The 20,523-nt window shown below is 74.6% G+C and carries 19 protein-coding genes; 11 read left to right on the top strand and 8 right to left on the bottom strand.

What is annotated here, in order from left to right; genetic code table 11:
• The first annotated feature begins 7 nt into the window (after nucleotides 1-7).
• The 11 genes from QSK22_RS15730 (at nucleotide 8) to hypF (ending at nucleotide 14,293) form a co-directional block, all read left to right on the top strand.
• On the top strand, nucleotides 8-4,636 hold the full coding sequence (locus QSK22_RS15730) for a hypothetical protein (RefSeq protein WP_285494906.1): 4,629 nt from the start codon (nucleotides 8-10) through the stop codon (nucleotides 4,634-4,636).
• Nucleotides 4,637-4,903: 267 nt separating this feature from the next.
• Nucleotides 4,904-5,413 (top strand): DUF4091 domain-containing protein, encoded by a 510-nt coding sequence (locus QSK22_RS15725; RefSeq protein ID WP_352231452.1) that lies wholly within the window; start codon nucleotides 4,904-4,906, stop codon nucleotides 5,411-5,413.
• Between the two features lie 117 nt (nucleotides 5,414-5,530).
• On the top strand, nucleotides 5,531-6,349 hold the full coding sequence (locus QSK22_RS15720; RefSeq protein WP_285494903.1) for an NUDIX hydrolase: 819 nt from the start codon (nucleotides 5,531-5,533) through the stop codon (nucleotides 6,347-6,349).
• On the top strand, nucleotides 6,346-7,377 hold the full coding sequence (locus QSK22_RS15715) for a lipopolysaccharide kinase InaA family protein (protein WP_285494902.1): 1,032 nt from the start codon (nucleotides 6,346-6,348) through the stop codon (nucleotides 7,375-7,377). Before QSK22_RS15720 ends, QSK22_RS15715 begins: the two co-directional genes overlap by 4 nt.
• Nucleotides 7,378-7,418: 41 nt before the next feature.
• Nucleotides 7,419-8,387: a hypothetical protein gene (locus QSK22_RS15710; RefSeq protein WP_285494901.1), complete on the top strand. Its 969-nt coding sequence runs from the start codon at nucleotides 7,419-7,421 to the stop codon at nucleotides 8,385-8,387.
• Nucleotides 8,388-8,406: 19 nt separating this feature from the next.
• Nucleotides 8,407-9,678 carry an adenylosuccinate synthetase gene (locus QSK22_RS15705; RefSeq protein ID WP_285494900.1) on the top strand — a complete coding sequence of 424 codons (1,272 nt, stop codon included), beginning with the start codon at nucleotides 8,407-8,409 and terminating at the stop codon, nucleotides 9,676-9,678.
• Between the two features lie 403 nt (nucleotides 9,679-10,081).
• Nucleotides 10,082-10,462, top strand: a complete 381-nt coding sequence (locus QSK22_RS15700) for a helix-turn-helix transcriptional regulator (RefSeq protein ID WP_285494899.1) — start codon at nucleotides 10,082-10,084, stop codon at nucleotides 10,460-10,462.
• A gap of 19 nt (nucleotides 10,463-10,481) precedes the next feature.
• Nucleotides 10,482-11,120: a D-sedoheptulose-7-phosphate isomerase gene (locus QSK22_RS15695; protein WP_285494898.1), complete on the top strand. Its 639-nt coding sequence runs from the start codon at nucleotides 10,482-10,484 to the stop codon at nucleotides 11,118-11,120.
• The gene (locus QSK22_RS15690) at nucleotides 11,110-11,337 is read left to right on the top strand and encodes a HypC/HybG/HupF family hydrogenase formation chaperone (protein ID WP_285494896.1); all 228 of its coding nucleotides are present in this window, start codon (nucleotides 11,110-11,112) and stop codon (nucleotides 11,335-11,337) included. Before QSK22_RS15695 ends, QSK22_RS15690 begins: the two co-directional genes overlap by 11 nt.
• On the top strand, nucleotides 11,334-11,999 hold the full coding sequence (locus QSK22_RS15685; protein ID WP_285494895.1) for a D-sedoheptulose-7-phosphate isomerase: 666 nt from the start codon (nucleotides 11,334-11,336) through the stop codon (nucleotides 11,997-11,999). The genes QSK22_RS15690 and QSK22_RS15685 overlap by 4 nt, the downstream gene beginning before the upstream one ends.
• Nucleotides 11,996-14,293 (top strand): carbamoyltransferase HypF, encoded by a 2,298-nt coding sequence (gene hypF / locus QSK22_RS15680; protein ID WP_285494894.1) that lies wholly within the window; start codon nucleotides 11,996-11,998, stop codon nucleotides 14,291-14,293. Before QSK22_RS15685 ends, hypF begins: the two co-directional genes overlap by 4 nt.
• 20 nt (nucleotides 14,294-14,313) lie before the next feature.
• On the opposite strand, the gene hypE is transcribed toward hypF, so the two are convergent.
• The 8 genes from hypE to QSK22_RS15640 form a co-directional block, all read right to left on the bottom strand.
• Nucleotides 14,314-15,462 (bottom strand): hydrogenase expression/formation protein HypE, encoded by a 1,149-nt coding sequence (gene hypE, locus QSK22_RS15675; RefSeq protein WP_285494893.1) that lies wholly within the window; start codon nucleotides 15,460-15,462, stop codon nucleotides 14,314-14,316.
• Entirely contained in the window at nucleotides 15,459-16,586 is a 1,128-nt protein-coding gene (gene hypD, locus QSK22_RS15670; RefSeq protein WP_285494892.1) for a hydrogenase formation protein HypD, read from the bottom strand. The genes hypE and hypD overlap by 4 nt, the downstream gene beginning before the upstream one ends.
• A 107-nt stretch (nucleotides 16,587-16,693) precedes the next feature.
• Nucleotides 16,694-16,966 carry a HypC/HybG/HupF family hydrogenase formation chaperone gene (locus QSK22_RS15665; protein ID WP_285494891.1) on the bottom strand — a complete coding sequence of 91 codons (273 nt, stop codon included), beginning with the start codon at nucleotides 16,964-16,966 and terminating at the stop codon, nucleotides 16,694-16,696.
• 15 nt (nucleotides 16,967-16,981) lie between these two features.
• Complete coding sequence (locus QSK22_RS15660) at nucleotides 16,982-17,128, bottom strand: hypothetical protein (protein ID WP_285494890.1); 147 nt, start codon at nucleotides 17,126-17,128, stop codon at nucleotides 16,982-16,984.
• A 60-nt stretch (nucleotides 17,129-17,188) separates the two neighbouring features.
• The gene (locus QSK22_RS15655; RefSeq protein WP_285494889.1) at nucleotides 17,189-17,398 is read right to left on the bottom strand and encodes a hypothetical protein; all 210 of its coding nucleotides are present in this window, start codon (nucleotides 17,396-17,398) and stop codon (nucleotides 17,189-17,191) included.
• A gap of 25 nt (nucleotides 17,399-17,423) precedes the next feature.
• Nucleotides 17,424-18,053, bottom strand: a complete 630-nt coding sequence (locus QSK22_RS15650; RefSeq protein ID WP_285494888.1) for a DUF5947 family protein — start codon at nucleotides 18,051-18,053, stop codon at nucleotides 17,424-17,426.
• Nucleotides 18,050-18,721 (bottom strand): NifU family protein, encoded by a 672-nt coding sequence (locus QSK22_RS15645; RefSeq protein WP_285494887.1) that lies wholly within the window; start codon nucleotides 18,719-18,721, stop codon nucleotides 18,050-18,052. The genes QSK22_RS15650 and QSK22_RS15645 overlap by 4 nt, the downstream gene beginning before the upstream one ends.
• Nucleotides 18,714-20,507 (bottom strand): nickel-dependent hydrogenase large subunit, encoded by a 1,794-nt coding sequence (locus QSK22_RS15640; RefSeq protein ID WP_285494886.1) that lies wholly within the window; start codon nucleotides 20,505-20,507, stop codon nucleotides 18,714-18,716. The genes QSK22_RS15645 and QSK22_RS15640 overlap by 8 nt, the downstream gene beginning before the upstream one ends.
• Nucleotides 20,508-20,523: the final 16 nt, after the last annotated feature.

The following is a 20,523-nucleotide window of genomic DNA, read 5'->3' as shown; positions in this document are numbered from 1 at the left end:
CGTGCGCATGCTGGTAGAACTTCCCTCCGACCTGTCGTCGTCCGCCCTCTACCTGGACTGGGTGCGCGCCCACGCGCCCGCCTGGGAGAAGGACGCGCAGACGCTGCTCGACGCGATCCGACGGGAGATCGGACGCGCCCGCGCCAAACCCGGGCGGTTCCTCGACGACATGCAACGCCGCGCCCGGGGCCTGCCCGCCGAGCACCTGCCCTGGTTCTGGGACACCGTGGGGCACCGGCTCTCCAGGGTCGCCCCCCGACACGCCGCGACGGCCTACGGCGTGGCGCGCGAGGCCGAGAACACCCACGGGCTGCCGATCGACCCCGAGTACCGGACGGCGAACGCGCTGCTGTACGCCCGGGCCGGGGCGCTGGCGGGCAAGGAGATGCGCGCCCACCAGCAGTGGCTGGCGTCCGCCTTCCCGGCGCAGCGGGCGCACGAGGAGTTCCTGCGGTTCGTCCGGGCGTGGAGCGAGGGCGGTGCCCCGCCGGCGGCCGACCTGCACACGCGGCTGCGCGCGTCCGCCAAGGCCGCCGGGCTCGGCGACGAGGACGCGGCGCGCGTGCTCGGCGAGGTGCTGGCCGCCGCCAAGGGCGTCGAGGTCCCCAACGGGCTGCTGGACGGCGCCGCCAAGCTGCTCGCCAAGCACCCGCCCGCCGACGAGGTGCGGCAGGCGCTGGCCGACATGTTCCCGCCCACCAACACCGACGGCGCCGCGTTCCTGCGGCTGCTGCGCGCCGCCGGCGTCATCGACGCGATGGCCGACGGCCGCGTCACCCCCGACGGCGGCCTGGCCCGCTGGCTCGGCCGCTACACCTACCTGTACTCCTACCGCCGCGAATCCCTCGGCGGGGTCATGCAGCACCCGCTGCCGGACGAGCTGTACGAGGTGCTGCCGCTGCTGGCGCCGCGCCTGCGCGCCGCCGGCAAGCCCGTCCACCTGCACGAGGGCCGCTACCGGTGGACCAACTTCGACGCCGACCTGGTGGACGCCTGCCTGGCCGAGGGCATCCCCGTCCACGACCCCGGCCCGGACGTGCGGCTCGACTACTGGGGCGACCGCTCCCGCCGCGACCTCAAGGCCCTGGCCGCCCACCCCGTGCTGGGCAAGCGCCTCGAGGGCACGGTGCACGCCCGGCACGTGCGGGAATCCCCCCGGGCGGGCGGCACCGCCATCACCCGTCTGGTCGGCACCCCCCAGATCGCCGACAGCGTCCGGGAACGCATCACCGGCCTGATCGACCAGGTCGCGGGCGGCGGCCTCGGCACGGCCGACGAGGCGGTCGCGGCCCTGGACGGCCTGCTCGACACGCCGACCGCCGCCGCACTGGACGGCATCGACGAAGCGCTCGCCGCGCTCGACCTCACCGGCCCGCTGCTGCGCACCCTGCGCACCGGCCTGCCGGACGAACTGGGCTGGCCCGCGCTGGACGAGGCCCTCGCCGAGCTCACCGAAGGCGGCGCCGACATCGAAGGCGTCACCTCCACCTGGCCCGTGCTGACGGTGTTCACCGCCGACCGCGCGATCGCCGTCGACCACAACGGCAGGCGCGCCGAGTGCGCGTTCACCGTGCCCGGCGACGCCGCCGTGCGGGTGGTGTTCTACGCCGGCGGCGACTTCCTGATCGGATGGGGGAAGGGGAGCGAGCACGCCGACCGGGCGTACTGGGCGAGCGACCCCGGGACGGTGTTCACGCCCGACGACCCGCATGGCATGGCGCCGCTGTCGCAGCGCTACCGCCTCACCCTCGGCTACCAGCTCGAGACCGCCGACGGCGGCGGCCGCCACGACGGCCGCCGCGTCCTTAGGCCCGGCGACCGCTGCGCGCCGCACTGGGACGCCGGTGAACTGCTCGGCGACGGCACGGGCCTGTGGACGGCGTCCGGCAATGATTACCAGCCGGCCGCCTGGCACCGGATCGACCCCGCCACCGGGGAGGCGACCGAGACGCACTCCCTGCCCGCGTTCTTCGCCGACCCGCTCCCCGACGGGACGGTCCTGGACTACGAGAACCTGTCGCTGATCCGGCTGCCGGACGGCGTGACCGGCTCGCCGCTCGGTCAGAACGCCCACGGCCTGGCCGGGTTCCGCGTCACGCGTACACGGGACGAGCGCTACTACACCCTGGAGGGCGTCGACGGCCGCCGCGCCGTGCTGAGCCGCACGCACCGAGGCTACCCGTGGGGCGTCATCCGCATGCCCGACGGGCCCGACCTCGTCGTCACGTGCAGCAACGGCTCCGATATGCACATGTACTGCTACGACGCCGAGGACGGCTCGCTGCTGTGGCGGGTGCGCGGCTTCACCGGCCGGGCGCCGCGGCACGGCCGCACGGTGTTCCCGCCGCCCGCGTTCTGGCACTTCCTGCGCCCGCGCGACCCGCAGTCCTCCCGCGCCCTGCGGCAGGTGGACCGGGACGCCGCGCGCGCCCTGCTGGACGCCGCACGCGACGGCGACGCGGCCGTCCGCGCCGCCCTGGCCCGCGTGCTGCCCGAGGTCGCCGACCCCCGCGTCGCCGACGGCGTGGCCGCGGTGGCGCAGTGGGCCGCGCGGGTGCTGGCGCGCCGCGAGGAGCTGTCGCGGCGGGTGGCGGTGGTCCGCTCCGGTGCGCTGGTGCGGCCGCCCGCCGAGACCCCCGACGCGCACCTGCTGCCCGCGCTGCGCGGCCTGATCCTCGGCAAAGTGCCGCACGATCCGACCCGGCAGCCCGCCTTGGTCACCGCCGTCGCCGCCGACGGTGCCTACCTGGCCGGCCGGGCCGACGAACAGGTGCGCTGGCTGAGCCGTCCCGCGCCCGCCGAGGACTGGACGGTGCTGCTCGGCCGCATCGACGCCGCCGCCTGGCGCCTGCTGGCCGCGCCGACCTCCGACCGGGACCGCGCCGCCCTCGCCGCGCTGCTGCGCACCTGGGCCGAGCAGCCGTTCGCCCGGTCCGGCCGGTGGCGGATCGGCCGGGCCGCCGGCGCGCAGCTGCGGCCGCTGTGCGAGTCCGGGCGGGCCGTCGTGCCCGGATCGGCCGCCGACGCCCTCGACCCCGACCGCTCCTACCGCTTCGTCCAGCCCGCCGACACGCCGCCGCCCGCCGGCGCCGAGGACGTCGAGACCGTCGCCGTCGCCCGCGACGACGCGTCCCGGCTGCGGCGCGTGCTGGACCTGCTGGACGAACGCGGCCCGCTGCCGCTGGACGAGGCGGCGGTCGAGGCGTTCGCCCGCCGCACCGGCGTGCGGCGCTCTATGGCCGCGCTGGCGCTGGCGGGGCTGCCGAGGAAGGCCGACTTCGACGGCGACCTGCTGTCGCGCTGCCAGGAGCACGAGAAGATGCTGCGCGCCAAGCCCTACCAGGCCACCAAGCAGGGCGTCAGGGAGGCCGAGGAGCTGTCCCGCGAGCTCGGCGTGGACGGGCGGCTGCGGGTGCTGGCCGCCGCGATGCCCGACGACCCCGCCGAGCTGTGGGCCGACGGCGGCCCGGTCGCCGCCGCCGAACGCATGGCCGCCGAGTGGGCCCGGCTGCTGGGCACCCGGCAGCGCGTCGACGAGGCCACGGCCGTGCAGCTGGAGAAGGACCTGGGGCTGGGCGACCGGTGGGCCGCCGCCCTCGCCGATCCCGCGGGCTCGGATGTGGCGGCCGCCGACCCCCGGTACGTCCTGGCGGTGTCCGATTACGGCCGCATCGAGGCGCACGAACTGGACGAGGACGGCCGGATCTCCTACCGCACCCGAAGGGAAGGCGCGCCGTACACGACGCTGGCCGCCGTGCTGATCTGGGCGCTGACCCAGCGCCCGGTCGGCGACCCCGCGCTCGCCGGGGTGCCCGAACTGCACGACCGGTTGCGCGCCCGGCTTGACAGCCCCGACCTGTTCCTGCCGCTCGGCCTGGTCTCCCTGCGGATGAGCGCGGAGGAGAAGCGGGAGCTGTTCGGCCCCCGCACCATCCCGGTCCGGCCCGCCGAGAACGCCAAGAAGGACCGTGCGCGCGGCCCGCTGGCCTACGACGACGGCCTGCTCATCATCGACGGCCACGAGAACCTGCAGTGGCCGCACCTGCGGCCCGCCGGGTTCGCCGACCCGGCCGCGATGGAGCGCGTCACCCGGCTGTGCGCCGAGCACGACCTGCCCGGCCTGCTGCGGCAGGTCCGGCAGTACAAGGTGATGTACGACGACGGTTTGGCCCGCATGGTGGCCCGCGCCGCCGACACCCCGGTGCCGCCCGGCGGGTACGAGGCCAACCCGCTGCTGAGCGTCCCGGACCTGGTGGACGAGGTGGCCGAGGCGCTGCGGGCGAGCCGGGACGCGGCCGCCCTCTACCTGCAGCTGCTCACGCTGGCGCGGCCGACCGACCGCAACGTGCGCACCTGGAACGGCTGGACGGCGGCCCGGCACAAGGCCGCCGAGGCGGAGCTGGTGGAACGCGGGGCGGTCGTGCAGGAAAAGCGCCCGCGCGCCGGACGCACCGCGTTCATCCCCGGCGACTGGACCGAGCTGAAGGCCCCGCACCTGCCCTTGGAGACCTACAAGCTCGACCTGCACCTGGCCGCGGCGGACCACCGGCGCAAGGAGGTCGACGCGCCCGTCACCCGGCTCATGCCGCCCAAACCGCTGCACGAGATGTTCGCCGACGCCTGGCACGGCCGCTGACGCCTCCGCGGTCATCCGGGCGGTTCGCCCTCGGGTGCCAGGGCCGGCCCGCCGTAACGGGCGGGTGGCGTCGCCGTACCCGGCCGCGACGAACCGGATGCCCTTGCCCTCGGCGGCGTCCGGCAGGCCGCACTTGGCGCATCCGCCTGCGGCGGCTGGACATTTCCGCGACTTCATGCGCAGTATCGCGCTTGTACGCACAGTAGTCGTCCGTGCGGGGGAGGGGCGACGCATGAGCCGTGCCGTGAGTCGGCCGCCAACGAGCCGATCGCGTCCAACCTGTCGGTCGACTGGGACGGCATCGACGCGCTGACCCGCGAGAAGGCCGACGAGCGCCGCCGCGCCGGGAAGACCACCACGTTCTACGTCTACGGCCGCCCGGCGCACCCCAACGTGCTGTCCTTCTCCCCGGCGATCGAGGGCCGGATGCTGCCGTGGGTCGCGGCGTCGCGGTACCTGGACGGACTGCTGCGCTGGTCGTACAACAGCTGGCCGCGCGACGTGTTCCGCGAGCCCGTGTTCGTCTTCACCCAGGGCGACGAGTACCTGGTCTACCCCGGCCCGGACGGGCCGATGTCGAGCATCCGCTGGGAGCAGCTGCGCGAGGGCGTCGAGGACTACGAGCTGATCGCCCAGGCGCGGCGGCGGCGCGGCGGCGACACCGACGGCCTGCGCAAGGCGCTCGCCCTGGCCATCCGCGACCTGGACGGCCGCACCAAGAACCCCGCCGACATGGCCGAGGCGCGCCGTCTGCTGCTGCGGGAGCTGACCGGCTGAACCGGCCCGCGCAGCCGCACGACCGCGGGAAATCCGGGGTGGACGGGCGGCGGTATGTCCGCTATGTTGTTCTCAAGCTGAGATGAACTCAGGTTGAGAATGACTGGAGGCGGGTTGATGGCCGGGCCGGACGAGCAGGACGAGCGGGCGTTCCTGGAGGGCTACGACCCGCGGGCCTACGACCCGGTCGCCGTGACCGTCGACGTGGTCGCGCTCACCATCCGCGACGGCGCCCTGCACGTGCTGCTGGTGCGGCGCGGCGAGCCCCCCTTCGCGGGGATGTGGGCGCTGCCCGGCGGGTTCGTGCGCGGCGTCCGCGACGCCGAGGACCTGCCCGAGGCGGCGGTGCGGGAGCTGGCCGAGGAGACCGGGGTGTCCGCCGAGGGCGGCCCGCTGGAGCGCGTCCACCTGGAGCAGCTCGGCACCTACGGCGCCCCCGGCCGCGACCCGCGCATGCGCGTCGTGTCGGTCGCCTACCTGGCGTTCGCGCCCGAGCTGCCCGACCCCGAGGCGGGCGGCGACGCGGCCGACGCGGCGTGGACGCCGGTGGACGCGCTCGGCCTGACCGAGGCGGGGGACCAGCGTCCGGGCACCACCCGCAGACTCGCCTTCGACCACGCGCGGATCGTGTCCGACGGGCTGGAGCGGGCCCGGTCGAAGCTGGAGTACACGCCCCTGGCCACGGCGTTCTGCGCCCCCGAGTTCACCATCCCCGAGCTGCGCGCGGTGTACGAGGCGGTGTGGGGCGAGGAGCTGCACGCGGGCAACTTCCACCGCAAGGTCCTGTCGGTCCCCGGCTTCGTGGAGAGCACCGGCGGCACCGCCGACAGGGGCGGGCGGCGCGGCGGCCCGCGTCCCAAGCTCTACCGGGCGGGCGACGCGCGCCTGCTGCATCCGGCGCTGCTGCGGCCCAGCCGGGAGGAGGAGATCCGATGACGACGCTCGACCTCGACGAGGCGCTGGCGCTGCTCGACCGCGCCCGCACCCCCGCCGAGCTGTTCGGCGACGACCCCGCCGAGGCGCCCCGCGTCTACCGGCGCCTGGCCCGCGCGCTGCACCCCGACGCCGCAGGCGGCGGCACCGAGGACGCGTTCGCCCGGCTCCACGCGCTCTGGCGGGGCTACCGCGGGGCCGACCCGCACACGATCACCACGCCGCGGCACACCTACCGGCTGCTCGGCCGCGCGGCGCGCGGCGACCTGGCCGACCTCTACCGCGCCCACGACGGGGCCGCCGGGCCCCGGGACGGCGAGGTGCTCGTCAAGATGCCGCGGGACCCGGGCGACAGCGACCTGATGGAACGCGAGGCGGTGGCGCTGCGCCGGCTGCGCGAACACGGGGAGCGCCGGTTCCGCCCGTACGTGCCGAACCTGGTGGCGACGTTCCGGCACCAGGACGCGGCCACCGGCGCGGTCCGCCGCGTCAACGTGATCGACCGGCTCGCCGGCTTCCACAGCCTGGCCGAGGTGCGGGCGGCCCACCCCGGCGGGGTGGACCCGCGCGACGCGGCCTGGATGTGGCGGCGGCTGCTGGTCGCGCTGGGGTTCGCGCACCGCGCGGGCGTGCTGCACGGCGCGGTGCTCCCCGAGCACGTGCTCATCCACCCCGAGCAGCACGGGCTGGTCCTCGTCGACTGGTGCTACTCGGTGACCGCCGGGCACGCCGCCGGCGGCCGCGTGCCCGCGATGGTGGACCGCTACGCCGACCGGTACCCGCCGGAGGTCCCGGCCCGCCGGGCGGCGAGTCCCGCCACCGACATCCACATGGCGACCGGGTGCATGACCCACCTGATGGGCGACCGCGCGCCCAAGGCGATGCGGCTGTTCGCCCGGGGCTGCCGGCTGCCCGCCCAGAACCGCCGCCCCGGCGACGCCTGGCGGCTGCTGGCCGAACTGGACGAGCTGCTGGAACGCCTGTACGGCCCGCGCAGGTTCCGCCCGTTCGCGATGCCCCCCGACCGCTGACAGTCCCCGCGCACTGAGAGTCCGTACGAGAAGGAGTACCCATGGGAAGCGGAAGCTGGTCCACCGACGTCTACGCCGCCGCAGCCGAATACCGCAGGGCCACGGGCGCCAGCGCCTTCGCCTACAGCGACGGCGGCGCCACCACCGTCCACCCCGACCTCGACCCGTCCGGGGTGGTCGTCCGGGAGAGCCGCGACTGCGACGAGCACCCCGAGTCCCTGGCGATCGCGGTGCTGTTCGATGTCACCGGCTCGATGCGGCGGGTGCCCCGCACGCTGCAGACGCGGCTGCCCGACCTGCTGGGCCTGCTGCTGCGCAAGGGGTACGTCGAGCACCCGCAGATCATGTTCGGCGCCGTCGGCGACGCCACCTGTGACCGGGCCCCGCTGCAGATCGGCCAGTTCGAGTCCGACAACCGCATGGACGACGACCTCGGCAAGATCCTTCTGGAGGGCGGGGGCGGCGGCCAGATGACCGAGTCCTACGAGCTGGCCATGTACTTCATGGCCCGGCACACCGCCCTGGACTGTGTGGAAAAGCGCGGCAAGCGCGGCTACCTGTTCATGATCGGCGACGAGCTGGCCTACCCGGCGGTCAAGCGCGCCGAGGTCGCCCGGCTGATCGGACGGGCGCCGGAGCAGGACATCCCCGTCGCGGACATCGTCCGGGAGCTGCAGCGCAAGTTCGAGGTGTTCTTCATCATCCCCGAGGGCGGCTACCACGCCGGCGACCCCAGGCTGCGCGAGTTCTGGCAGGACCTGCTCGGCCAGAACGTGCTGTACCTGGACGACCCGGCCGCCGTCTGCGAGACGATCGCGCTGACCATCGGGCTCGGCGAGGACGCCATCGACCTGCAGGAGGGCCTGGACCACCTGGAGGAGTTCGGCTCGACCGCCGGCCCCTCGGTGTCGCGCGCCCTGGCCCGCCTCGACGCGTCCCGGGCCCCGGCCGCGGTGTCGTCCGCGCCCGCCGACCTGGGCACCGGCCCGGCCCGCCACACCCGCCTGTGACACCGGAGGGCGGCAGACGATGCGGCACGTGATCGTGGCCGACCTCGGGTTCGGCGACGCGGGCAAGGGCACCGTCGTGGACTGGCTCTGCGCACGGGGGCCGGAGCCGGTCCACGCGGTGGTGCGGTTCAACGGGGGCGCGCAGGCGGCGCACAACGTCGTCGCCCCGGACGGGCGGCACCACACCTTCGCCCAGTTCGGCTCGGGGACCTTCACACCGGGGGTGCGCACGCACCTGTCGCGCTTCATGCTCGTGGACCCCCTGGCGCTGGCCGCCGAGGCGGCGCGGCTGCGGGCGCTGGGGGTCCCCGACGCGCTCGACCGGCTGACCGTCGACCGCGACGCGCTGCTGACCACGCCCTACCACCGGGCCGCCAACCGGGCGCGGGAGGCCGCCCGGGGCGCGGACCGGCACGGCTCCTGCGGCATGGGCATCGGCGAGACCGCCGCGTACGCCCTGTCCCACGCCGACGCCCCCCGCGCGGGGGACTGCCTGTCGCCCGTGCGGCTGCGCCGGCGCCTGGCCGCGGTGCGCGACTGGTACCGCGACCAGTTCCCCGGCGGTGAGCCGGTCCCCGGCGTCGCGGACTGCGCGGACGCGTTCGCCGCGTTCGGCGAACGCGTCCGCCTCGTCGGGGGCGAGCACCTGCACCGGTTGCTGCGCACCGGGAACGTCGTGTTCGAGGGCGCCCAGGGGGTGCTGCTGGACGAGTGGCACGGCTTCCACCCCTACACCACCTGGTCGACGACGACGTTCGCCAACGCCGAGACGCTGCTCGCCGAGGCGGGCGGCCAGGACGCCGTCCGACTGGGCGTGCTGCGGGCCTACGCGACACGGCACGGCCCCGGCCCGTTCGTCACCGAGGACCCCGTGCTGACGGCCGAACTGCCCGACCCGCACAACGGCACGGGCCGATGGCAGGGCGCGTTCCGCGTCGGACACCTGGACGCGGTCGCCCTCCGGTACGCCCGCGACGTGACCGGCGGGGTCGACGCGGTCGCCGTCACCCACCTGGACGTCGCCCGCGACCGCTCCGACCTGCTGTGCTGCCGCGCGTACGACATCGGGATACGGCGCGTGGACCGGCTGCCCGCGGGCCCGGCGGGCGACCTCGACCGCCAGGCCGCGCTCACCCGGCGGCTGCTGACCGCCCGCCCCGTCTACACGCCCCTGACGGACCCCGTGGCGGCCGTCGAGGAGATCCTCAAGGCGCCCGTAGTGCTGCGCTCCTACGGCCCCACCGCCGCCGACAAGGAGACGACTTTCGCGGCACCCGCCGCCCCGCGCTGAACCCGCGCAAAGGAAAACAAGCGCAGAAAGAGACCTGTGAGACGCTCTCCCTGCGCCGGCATTGCCCGGTTCAGGTTCAAGGGGTCGCCGCCCCACTCGCGTAGTCGCGGCCTCTCAGCCTTTCCGTCGGTTCTTCCGTTGGATCTCTCCTTCAGAGAACCTCCGGTCCAGCTCCCTCGCTCGTCTCACAGGCCTGTATCCAATATCGCGCGGCCGGTGATCCGGCACCAGAGGCCGGTGGGTGTTTTTACGGGACACCGAACCACTCTTTGCCGAAATTCGCGTATACGGCGCCCCGCCGCCCGCACCGAAAAAAGGAATGACGCTGAGATAACGGCCGGGGACGCAGGGTAAACGGTCAGCGACCCGGGGCCGGCGTGGTGGCGGGGAGAGGAGAGCGGTGGTGGACGGCGGCGAGGCGCGTGGCCTGCTCCACCCCTTCCTGCTGCTGCTGATCTGCGAGCAGCCGGGGCACGGCTACGAGCTCATCGACCGGCTCGGCTGCCTGGGCGTGTCCGGCGTGGAGCCCGGCCACGCCTACCGGGTGCTGCGCAGCCTGGAGCGCGAACGGCTGGTCACATCCACCTGGGTGACCTCCGACACCGGGCCCGCCCGCCGCCGCTACGAGCTGACCCGGCAGGGGCACGCCGACCTGGAGGCGTGGATGACCCGCCTGGCGCGGCTGCGCGAGGTGCTCGACTCCTGCCTCCTGCGGTGGAGCAGGGCGGCCCAGGCGCCGCCCGGGTCGCCGAACGGGCGTTACGGGTCGTACACGGTCTCGTGAGCGGGAGGGGAGCATGCGGATGGCCGAGAAAGGGCCGGTGGCGCCCGCGGTCCGGGCCTCGTTCGAACGCCGCGCCGGACCCGGCCGGGCGCTGGCCGAGCAGGCCGACGGCGTCGCGCGCGCCTGCCGCGACATGGCGGGGCGCTTCCGCGGCGGCGGCAAGCTCATCGTGTTCGGCAGCGGCGGCGCGGCGGCCGACGCCCAGCACATCGCCGTGGAGTTCGTCCACCCGGTCATCGTGGGCAAACGGGCGCTGCCCGCGGTGTCGCTCACCGACGACGCCGCGGCCCTGACCGGGATTGCGGCGGCCGAGGGGCTGGAAGAGGTGTTCGCCGCGCAGCTGCGGCTGCTGGGCGGCCCGCACGACATCGCGCTCGGCCTGTCGGCCGACGGCCGGTGCCCCGAGGTCCGCCGCGCACTGGCGGCCGCACGCGACCTCGGCATGCTGACGGTCGCGCTGGCCGGCGCCGGCGGGGGAGACGTCGCCGCGGAGGCCGACCACCCGCTGACGACACCCTGCGGCGACCCTTGCGTGGTGAAGGAGATGCACGTGACCCTGTACCACCTGCTCTGGGAGCTGGTGCACGTGTTCCTGGAGCACCCCGCGACGGCGGAGCACGGCGATGGGCACGGCGATGGGCACGGCGATGGGCACTGACGCCGGCGGGCCGCGCTGCCACGACGAGGTCTGCGTGACCTGCTCCGACCGCGCCGTCCCCGCCAGGATCCGCGAACTGCTGGGCGACGGGCTCGCCGTCGTCGACACCGACGCCGGGCCGGAGGAGATCAGCGTGGCGCTGGTGGACGCCGGGCCGGGAGACGTCGTCCTCGTCCACGCCAAGGAGGCCATCGCCGTCGTGGAGGACGCCCCATGACCGTGCCGGACGACACCGGGATGCAGACGCTCTACCCCTTCCTGTACTCCGGTGGCGCGAGCGCCGACGCCCTGCTGGCGGACGCGGCCCGCTCGGCCGCGGAGAAGACCGCCGAGATCGCCGAACTGCGCGCCCTGCTGGCCGAACGGCACGGCGAGGCGCTGCTGCACTGCGCCCGCCGGCTGGCGGAGGCGTTCCAGGCCGGCGGCAGGCTGCTGACGTTCGGCAACGGCGGCAGCAGCACCGACGCGCAGGCGGTGGCGCGGCTGTTCGCGTGCCCGCCGCCGCCCGCCCGGCCGCTGCCCGCGATCTCGCTGCCGCACGACGTGGCCACGCTGACCGCGCTGTCCAACGACGTCGGGTTCGAGGTCGTCTTCGCGCGCCGGCTCGCCGCCCTGGGGCGCCGCGGCGACATCGCCCTGGGCCTGTCCACCAGCGGCGGCTCGCGCAACCTGCTGCGCGCCTTCGAAGAGGCCGCCGGGCGCGGCATGGTGACGGTCGGGCTCGCCGGATACGACGGGGGCGCGATGGCCGAGGCCGGGACCGTCCAGCACCTGTTCGTCGTGCCGTCGTCGTCGGTGCACCGCATCCAAGAGGCCCAGACCACCGTCTACCAGGTGCTCTGGGAGCTGACCCGGCGGGCGCTGGAGGGGGACCTGTGACCTCGGCCGCCGATCCGGTGCCGAGCACGCGGATCCGCATCCGCGTCGAGGGGATCGTCCAGGGGGTCGGGTTCCGGCCGTTCGTGCACCAACTGGCCGCAGAGCACGGCATCGCGGGTTTCGTCGGCAACGACGCGGCCGGCGTGTTCGCCGAGGCCGAGGGGGCCCCCGCGGCGTTGGAGCGTTTCGTGGCCGACCTGGAGCGGCGGGCACCGCCCCTGGCGCGGGTCGAGCGGGTCGTCACCGAACCGCGCGAGCCGCGCGGGGAACGCGGGTTCCGCATCGTCGCCAGCGTCGACGGCGCCGCCCGGCAGGCGCTCGTTCCGCCCGACGCGGCGACGTGCGCCGCCTGCGTCCGCGAGGTCTTCGACCCGTCCGCGCGGCGGCACCGCTACGCGTTCACCAACTGCACCGACTGCGGGCCGCGGTTCACGATCGTCACCGACGTGCCGTACGACCGGGGCAACACCACCATGGCCGCGTTCCCCATGTGCGGCGACTGCGCGCGCGAGTACGGCGACCCGCGCGACCGCCGCTTCCACGCCCAGCCGGTGTGCTGCCCGGCGTGCGGGCCCGCGCTGCGCCTCCTCGGACCGGACGGCCGGACGGCGGCGCGGACGGACCCCGTCGAGACCGCCGCGCGCTGGCTGCTGCAGGGCAGGGTCCTGGCGGTCAAGGGGCTCGGCGGATACCACCTGGCCGCGCTCGCCGGGCACGAGGAGGCTGTGGCGGCGCTGCGCGCCCGCAAGCACCGCGAGGACAAGCCGTTCGCGGTGATGGCGCCCGACGCGGCCGGCGCCCGCGCCCTCGTCCACCTGGAACCCGAGGCCGAGCGGCTGCTGACCGGCGCCCGCGCCCCGATCGTGCTGGCGCCCCGCCGGGCCGGCGCCGCGGTCGCCGCCGCGGTGGCGCCCGGCAGCCGCTGGCTCGGGGTCATGCTGCCGTACACGCCGCTGCACCATCTGCTGCTGCGCAGGGTCGCCCGGCCCGTCGTGCTGACCAGCGGCAACCGGTCCGACGAACCGATCGCCCACCGCGACGACGACGCCGTGGACGGGCTGGCGGGCATCGCCGACGGGTTCCTGCTGCACGACCGGCCGATCCATGTGCGCGCCGACGACTCGGTGGTGCGGGTGTTCCGCGGGCGGCCGTACCCGGTGCGCCGCTCCCGCGGGTACGCGCCGTCGCCGGTGACCGTGCGCGGCAGGTTCCCGCGGCCCGTGCTGGCCTGCGGCGCCGAGCTGAAGAACACCTTCTGCGTGGCCAAGGACGACCGGGCGTTCCTGTCCCACCACATCGGCGACCTGGAGAACTACCAGACGCTGCGCTCCTACGTCGAGGGCATCGCGCATTTTCGCCGGCTGTTCGACGTCCGGCCGGAGGTGGTGGCGCACGACCTGCACCCGGAGTACCTGTCCACCAAGTACGCGCTGGAGCAGGCCGACGCGGAGCCGGTCGCGGTGCAGCACCACCACGCGCACATCGCGTCCTGCCTGGCCGACAACGGGGCGTGCGGCCCGGTGATCGGCGTGGCGTTCGACGGGCTCGGCTACGGCGACGACGGCGCGCTGTGGGGCGGCGAACTGCTCGTCGCCGACCTGGCCGGGTACGAGCGGGCCGGGCACCTGGCGGCCGTGCCCATGCCCGGCGGGGCCGCGGCGGTCCGCGAGCCGTGGCGCATGGCCGCCGCCTACCTGGACGCCCTCTACGGCGACGACCTGCCCGACCTGGACGTCGTCCGGCGGCACCGCGACCGCTGGGCGGCGGTCGCCGCGATGGCGCGCACCGGCACCAACGCCCCGCTCACCACCAGCGCCGGCCGGCTGTTCGACGCGGTGTCGGCCCTCGCGGGCGTGCGCGACGCGGTCACCTACGAGGGGCAGGCCGCCGTCGAACTGGAGCAGCGGACCTACCTCGGCGAGCACGGCGCCTACCGGGCCGGGCTGGACGAGCGGCCGCGGCTGGTGATCTCGGGCCACGACCTGGTGCGGGCCGCGGTCGACGACCTGGCGGCCGGGGCGGACGCCGGGCGCGTCGCCGCCCGGTTCCACAACGGCCTGGCGCGCGCCGTCGTCGACGCCGCCGACGTGCTGCGGCAGCGGACCGGCCTCGGCACGGTCGCGCTGTCCGGCGGGGTCTTCCAGAACCTGGTGCTGCTCGAACGGGTGGTGTCCGGGCTGGAGGAGGCCGGGTTCGCGGTGCTCGTCCACTCCCGCGTGCCGCCGGGCGACGGCGGCATCTCGCTCGGCCAGGCCGTCGTGGCCGCCGCCCGCGACCGCCGCGCGGCACCCTGACCCCCTGACCGGCGGGGCCGCTAGCAGATCCGCGGGAGCGGGTCGCCGACGAGCATGTCGATGATCCGGGTCCCGCCGATGGAGGTCTCCAGCAGCACCAGGCCGGCCGGCTCGTCCTCGACGCGCCCCACCACCGCCGCGCCCGCGCCGAGGGGATGCGAACGCAGCGCCTCCAAGGCGGCGTCGGCGCGGCCGCCGTCGACCACGGCGACGAACCGGCCCTCGCACGCCACGTACAGCGGGTCGATGCCCAGCAGCTCGCAAGCGCCGTTCACCACCGGCCGCACCGGCAGCGCCGGCTCCCGCAGCACGACCGCCGCGCCGGCCGCCCGCGCCACCTCGTTGAGGACCGTGGCGACCCCGCCCCGGGTGGCGTCGCGGAGCATCCGCACCCCGCCGGGCACCGCGTCCAGCAGCGCCGCGACCGGACCGTGCAGCGGCGCGGTGTCGGACGCCAGCTCGGCCTCGATCTCCAGCTCGCCCCGCGCGACCATGATCGTGACACCGTGCTCGCCGATCGGGCCGGACACCAGCACGGCGTCGCCCGGCCGCACCTGCGACGGCCCCAGCGCCGCGTCCCGCTCCAGCACGCCGACGCCCGCGGTGGTCACGTAGCAGCCGTCCGCCTTGCCGCGCTCCACCACCTTGGTGTCGCCGGTGACCACGGCGACGCCCGCGCGTTCGGCCGCCGCCGCCATCGACGCCGCGATCCGCCGCAGGTCCTCGACGGGGAACCCCTCCTCCAGGATGAAGCCCGCCGACAGGTACAGCGGCCGCGCCCCGCACATCGCCAGGTCGTTGACGGTCCCGTTCACCGCCAGGTCGCCGATGTCGCCGCCGGGGAAGAACAGCGGCGACACCACGAACGAATCGGTGGTGAAGGCGAGCCGCCCGCCGCCGGCGGCCAGCACGGCGCCGTCGCCCAACGGCTCCAGCGCCGGGTTGCGGAAGTGCTCCAGGAACAGCGCCTCCACCAGAGTCTGCGTCGCCTTGCCGCCCGCGCCGTGCGCCAGCGTGATGTTCTTCTCCCGCACCCGGGGGCGGTGCCGCCGCACGCGCTCGATGCGTTCGAGCACCTGCTGCTCCCTCGACTGCTGCTCCCTCGGCTGCTGCTCCCTCGGCTGCTGCTCCCTTGACGAAGGCACCGTGCCCGGCCCGCTCACGCTCATGCCGGCGACACCTCCCGCGCGCGGCGCCGCGTGAACCGCCCGAAGTTGTAGTACGCGGCGCACGCCCCCTCCGACGACACCATGCACGTGCCGATCGGCGTCTCGGGCGTGCACGCGGTGCCGAACACCTTGCACTCCCACGGTTTGAGCACGCCCTTGAGCACCTCGCCGCACTGGCACGCCTTCGGATCGGCCACCCGCACGCCCGGCACCTGGAAGATCCGCTCGGCGTCGTGGGCGGCGTAGGCGTCCCGCAGGCGCAGCGCCGACTGGGAGATGAACCCCAGGCCGCGCCACTCGAAGTGCGGCCGCGGCTCCATCACCTCGGCGATCGCGCGCAGCGCGCGGGGATTGCCGTCCCACGGGACGACCCGGCCGTACTGGTTCTCCACCTCGGCCCGCCCCTCGGCGAGCTGCTGCAGCAGCATGGCGACCGACTGCAGCACGTCCAGCGGCTCGAAGCCCGCGCACACCAGCGGCTTGCCGTGCTCGCGGGCGATGAACTCGTACGGGCGGCAGCCGATCACCGTGGACACGTGCCCGGGGCCGATGAAGCCGTCCAGCCGCAGGTCCGGCGAGTCCAGGATCGCCTTGATCGCCGGGATGATCGTCACGTGGTTGCAGAAGACCGAGAAGTTGGCCACGCCCTCGCGGGCCGCGCGCAGCACGGTCATCGCCGTGGACGGCGCCGTGGTCTCGAACCCCACGGCCAGGAACACCACGCGCCGGTCGGGATTGCGCCGGGCCAGGGCCAGCGCGTCCAGCGGCGAGTACACCATCCGGATGTCGGCGCCCTCGGCCTTGGCGTCCAGGAACGAGCCGCTTCCGCCGGGCACCCGCATCATGTCGCCGAACGACGTCATGATCACGTCGGGGTGGCGGGCGATGGCGATGGCGTCGTCCACCCGGCCCATGGGGATCACGCAGACCGGGCATCCCGGGCCGTGCACCAGCGTGACGTTCTCCGGAAGGTGGTCCTCCAGGCCGTGCCGGTAGATGGTGTGCGTGTGGCCGCCGCACACCTCCATGAACTTGTAGTGCCGTCCCGGCTCGCACAGCGCGGCGATCCGCGCGGCCACCGCCCGCGCCCTGCCCGCGTCGCGGTACTCGTCGACGAACCGCATGTCGTCAGCCGCCTCGTCTCGGTGATGGGGGACGTCCAGGTGATGCCGGACGCCCGGGTGACGTCGGATGTCTAAGTGATGTCGGATGTCTAGGTGATGTCGGATGTCTAAGTGATGTCGGACTCGGTGAGCGCCGCCACCTCGTCGGTGTAGGCCTGGCCGAGGCCGTCGAGCAGGGCCAGCGTCGCCGCCGCCTCCGCCTCGTCGATCTTGGACATGGCGAAGCCGACGTGCACGAGCACCCAGTCGCCCGGGCGCACCTCGCCCTCGCCCAGCAGCCCGATGTTGATGGCGCGGCGGACGCCCGCCACCTCGACCCGGGCCAGGTCGGTCCGGTCCGGCAGGATCTCCACGATCTCACCGGGGATGCCGAGACACATCCGCCGCCCCTCCGCTCACATCCGCGCCATCTTGTAGTAGCGCCGCATCGCCGGGAACTCCTTCCACAGCAGTGCGAGCAGCCCGATGCCGCCCAGGAGGGCCAGCCGCGTCCACGGCCGCCCCGCCTCCCTCGCCTCTCGTCGTTCGTAGCGTCGCCACATGACCTGCTCCCTCCTCGTCCGCGGGCGCCCCCGCGCCCGCCTCGCCGCCCGTATGCCGCCTCATCCCGGCGGCAGGTTCGGCATGACCGGCAGGATCGGCTCGTGCTTTCTCGGGTTCACCCCGGTCGAGCGCCGCGCGTCGGCGGTGCCGTCCATGTGGTGCCCCATCTGCCGTTTGAAGGCGCCCTTCTTGTTGCCCTGGTGCACCCCCTTGGTGTGCGAGGGCGTGTCGGGCTTGACGTGCGGTTTGCCCACGCGGATCTCTGCCATCGTCGTCGCCTCCCTTCACGTCCTTTCACGTCGCCGCGGCGCGGTGGCGGTGCGCGCCGCCGGGGCCGCCGCGCCCGGCGAGCCCGGTGAAGAACCGGTCGATCTCCGGCCAGACCTCCCGTCCGCCCGACAGCCCCTTCCAGGAGCCGCGGACGGCGGCCACCAGCCGGTAGCAGTCGTCGATGGGGACCAGCCACTGCTCGTCGGCGCCGCGCGCGGTGTTGACCAGCAGGGCCTCCACGGCGGGACGCATCGACCGCAGCGGCTCGCACGCCTCGGCGACCCGCCGCCACCTGCCGGGGTCCACCTCGCAGCGGGTGGCGCCCGCCGGGCTCGGGTAGTGCGCGCGGACGGCGCCGTCCGTCCCGAGGACGAAGAACGCCAGCCCCACCGGGACGCCCAGCTCTTCCGTCGGCACCCCGCTGAGCCGGACCCGCCGGTCCGGAACCAGCCGGTAGCGGCCGCGGCCCGCCGCCTCCCGCTCGAACAGCAGCCCGCACGCCCGGCACGCGCACAGCAGGTTCCCCTGCCGCTCGTCGAGCAGATGGGCGTGCGCGTCGGGGACGGCGGCGCCGCACAGGTCGCAGCGCTCGCCGGCCTCGCGGCCCAGGCCCTCCGCCCGCCTGATCGCCCGCCGGAGCGCACCGGCCGTCACCTCGCCCCCTCGCGGGGAGCGCGGCGGGTGCGCAGCACCGCCTCGACGGGCACGAACGCCTTCGGCGCCGCGGGCCGCCCGCCGGGCGTGAACGCCGCCGGGGCAGGGCCGTCCGGGCCGGGAGGGACCTGCTCGACCGCCGTCACCTCCGGGACCGCCGCCAGCACGGCGTCCCTGACCGCCGTCTCCAGCGTCCGCGCCGACGACGCGCACGACCCGCAGCCGCCGGTCAGGCGCACCCGGGCCACACCGCCGTCGACACCGCTCAGCTCGACGTCCCCGCCGTGCGACCGCAGGTAGGGGCGCACCTGCTCCAGCGCTCCCCGCACCCGCTGCTCGACGGTCGCCGGATGCAGGCCGTGCAGGGCCAGCAGGTGCCCGACCAGCTCGTCGTCGGCGAGCGCGGCGGCCGGCCCGGGCCCCGTGCGGTCCAGGACGCGGGCGAGCGCCTCCCCGTACACCTCGGTGAGCACCGCCACGGCGTCCAGCGCCGTCTCGGCGGTCGGCCCCGGCGTCTGCTCCAGCCGCGCCAGCAGCCGCTCCAGCAGCGCCAGGCGCTCGGCGGCCGCCGCGCCGCCGAGCCGCCGCGGACCCGGCCCCTGCGCGGGCGGCCCGTCCGCGGGCGCCGCGGCCTGCGGCGCCCGCCCGGCGGCCTGCCGCTCAGCCATGCGCGGAACCGAACATGGGCGAGTGCAGCTTGCGCACCTGGCGGCCCTTGCCGAGGTACATGTGCACCCCGCAGGGCAGGCACGGGTCGAAGCTGCGCACCGTCCGCATGATGTCGACGCCCTTGAACTCCTCCGGCCCGTTCTCCTCGAAGATCGGCGTGCCCTGCACGGCGTCCTCGTACGGGCCGGGCGTGCCGAAGCTGTCGCGCGGGCTGGCGTTCCACGGCGTCGGCGGGTACGGGTGGTAGTTGGCGATCTTGCCGTCGCGGATCACCATGTGGTGGGACAGCACGCCCCGCACCGCCTCGTGGAACCCGCAGCCGATCGCCTCGTCGGGCACGTCGAAGTCCTGGAAGACCCGGGTGTCGCCCGAGCGGACCAGCCGCAGCCCCTGGTCGATGAAGTGCATCGCCATCGCCGCCGCGTACGCCACGAAGTAGGCCCGGGCCCGGTCGCGCTCCAGCGTGTTGGACCACTTCGGGATGTGCCACTCCAGCGTCTGCTCCGGCAGCCTCTCGCCCTTGGGCAGCGTGATCTGCACGCTGGAGCCGGTCGCCTTGACATAGGGCGTGTCGACGAGGTTGGACAGCGCCGTCACGTACAGCCGGGCGAAGGCACCGCCGCCGGTGTCCAGCGCCAGGTGCTTGCCGCTGCCCGGGTCCAGCCAGCGCGGGCTCATCACCCAGGAGTACTTGTCCTCGAAGTCCCGCTTCTGCGGCACCGGAAGCGTGGTCTGGTTCCACGGGTGCCGCATGTCGATCGGGTTGCCCAGCGGGTCGCGGGTGACGAACGGCTCCTCGTTCACCCAGTCGTCGTAGTAGGAGCTGCCCAGCAGGATGCGCATGCCGAGGTTGATGTCCACCAGGTCGTTGGTCAGCAGCGCGCCGTCCACCACGATGCCCGGGGTGACGAACATCGCCTTGCCCCAGCGGTTCATCGTCTCGTACCGGTAGTCGGTGACGTCGGGATCCTGGAACGCCCCCCAGCACCCCAGCATGATCCGGCGGCGGCCGACCTCCTCGTAGCCCGGCAGCGCCTCGTAGAAGAAGTCGAACACGTCGTCGTTCATGGCCACGGACCGCTTGATGAAGTCGACGACGCGGATGAGGCGGCTGAGGTAGTCGGTGAACAGGGTCGGCTCCGGCATCGTGCCCACCCCGCCGGGATACACCGTCGACGGGTGCACGTGCCGCCCCTCCATCAGGCAGAACATCTCGCGGGTGACGCGGCTGACCCGCAGCGCCTCCTGGTAGAAGTCGCCCTCGAACGGGTTGAACGCCGCCATGATGTCGGCGATCGTCCGGTAGCCGTGCAACCGCGCGTGCGGCGCCTCGGTGGTGCGCGCCCTGGCCAGCAGCCCGGGGTTGGTCTCCTTGACCATGGCCTCGCAGAAGTCGACGAAGACCATGTTGTCCTGGAACAGGGTGTGGTCGAACATGTACTCGGCGGCCTCGCCGAGATTGATGATCCACTCGGCCAGCGGCGGGTTCTGGATGCCGTAGGCCATGTTCTGCGCGTACACCGAGCAGGTGGTGTGGTTGTCCCCGCAGATGCCGCAGATCCGACTGGTGATGAACCCGGCGTCGCGCGGGTCCTTGCCCTTCATGAACACCGAGTAGCCGCGGAACAGCGACGAGGTGCTGTGGCACTCCACGACCTGCCGGTTCGCGAAGTCGATCTTGGTGTAGATGCCGAGGTTGCCGATGATCCGGGTGATCGGGTCCCACGCCATCTCCACGAGCTGGCCGGGTTCGGCGGGTGCGGGTCTGCGCTCCGTCGTGGTCATCCGCCCGATTCCTTTC

Origin of the sequence: Actinomadura sp. NBRC 104425 (assembly GCF_030269545.1) — a bacterium.
GTDB classification, from domain to species: domain Bacteria; phylum Actinomycetota; class Actinomycetes; order Streptosporangiales; family Streptosporangiaceae; genus Spirillospora; species Spirillospora keratinilytica.
This window is presented reverse-complemented; position numbering and strand designations above follow the sequence as displayed.

What these genes read in the sequence shown, in the direction of transcription:
- QSK22_RS15730 (WP_285494906.1), top strand. Translation starts at nt 8, where the DNA reads ATGCTGGTAGAACTTCCCTCCGACCTGTCGTCGTCCGCCCTCTACCTG.
- QSK22_RS15720 (WP_285494903.1), top strand. Translation starts at nt 5,531, where the DNA reads ATGGCCGGGCCGGACGAGCAGGACGAGCGGGCGTTCCTGGAGGGCTAC.
- QSK22_RS15715 (WP_285494902.1), top strand. Translation starts at nt 6,346, where the DNA reads ATGACGACGCTCGACCTCGACGAGGCGCTGGCGCTGCTCGACCGCGCC.
- QSK22_RS15710 (WP_285494901.1), top strand. Translation starts at nt 7,419, where the DNA reads ATGGGAAGCGGAAGCTGGTCCACCGACGTCTACGCCGCCGCAGCCGAA.
- QSK22_RS15705 (WP_285494900.1), top strand. Translation starts at nt 8,407, where the DNA reads ATGCGGCACGTGATCGTGGCCGACCTCGGGTTCGGCGACGCGGGCAAG.
- QSK22_RS15695 (WP_285494898.1), top strand. Translation starts at nt 10,482, where the DNA reads ATGGCCGAGAAAGGGCCGGTGGCGCCCGCGGTCCGGGCCTCGTTCGAA.
- QSK22_RS15690 (WP_285494896.1), top strand. Translation starts at nt 11,110, where the DNA reads ATGGGCACTGACGCCGGCGGGCCGCGCTGCCACGACGAGGTCTGCGTG.
- QSK22_RS15685 (WP_285494895.1), top strand. Translation starts at nt 11,334, where the DNA reads ATGACCGTGCCGGACGACACCGGGATGCAGACGCTCTACCCCTTCCTG.
- hypE (WP_285494893.1), bottom strand. Translation starts at nt 15,462, where the DNA reads ATGAGCGTGAGCGGGCCGGGCACGGTGCCTTCGTCAAGGGAGCAGCAG.
- hypD (WP_285494892.1), bottom strand. Translation starts at nt 16,586, where the DNA reads ATGCGGTTCGTCGACGAGTACCGCGACGCGGGCAGGGCGCGGGCGGTG.
- QSK22_RS15665 (WP_285494891.1), bottom strand. Translation starts at nt 16,966, where the DNA reads ATGTGTCTCGGCATCCCCGGTGAGATCGTGGAGATCCTGCCGGACCGG.
- QSK22_RS15660 (WP_285494890.1), bottom strand. Translation starts at nt 17,128, where the DNA reads ATGTGGCGACGCTACGAACGACGAGAGGCGAGGGAGGCGGGGCGGCCG.
- QSK22_RS15655 (WP_285494889.1), bottom strand. Translation starts at nt 17,398, where the DNA reads ATGGCAGAGATCCGCGTGGGCAAACCGCACGTCAAGCCCGACACGCCC.
- QSK22_RS15645 (WP_285494887.1), bottom strand. Translation starts at nt 18,721, where the DNA reads ATGGCTGAGCGGCAGGCCGCCGGGCGGGCGCCGCAGGCCGCGGCGCCC.
- QSK22_RS15640 (WP_285494886.1), bottom strand. Translation starts at nt 20,507, where the DNA reads ATGACCACGACGGAGCGCAGACCCGCACCCGCCGAACCCGGCCAGCTC.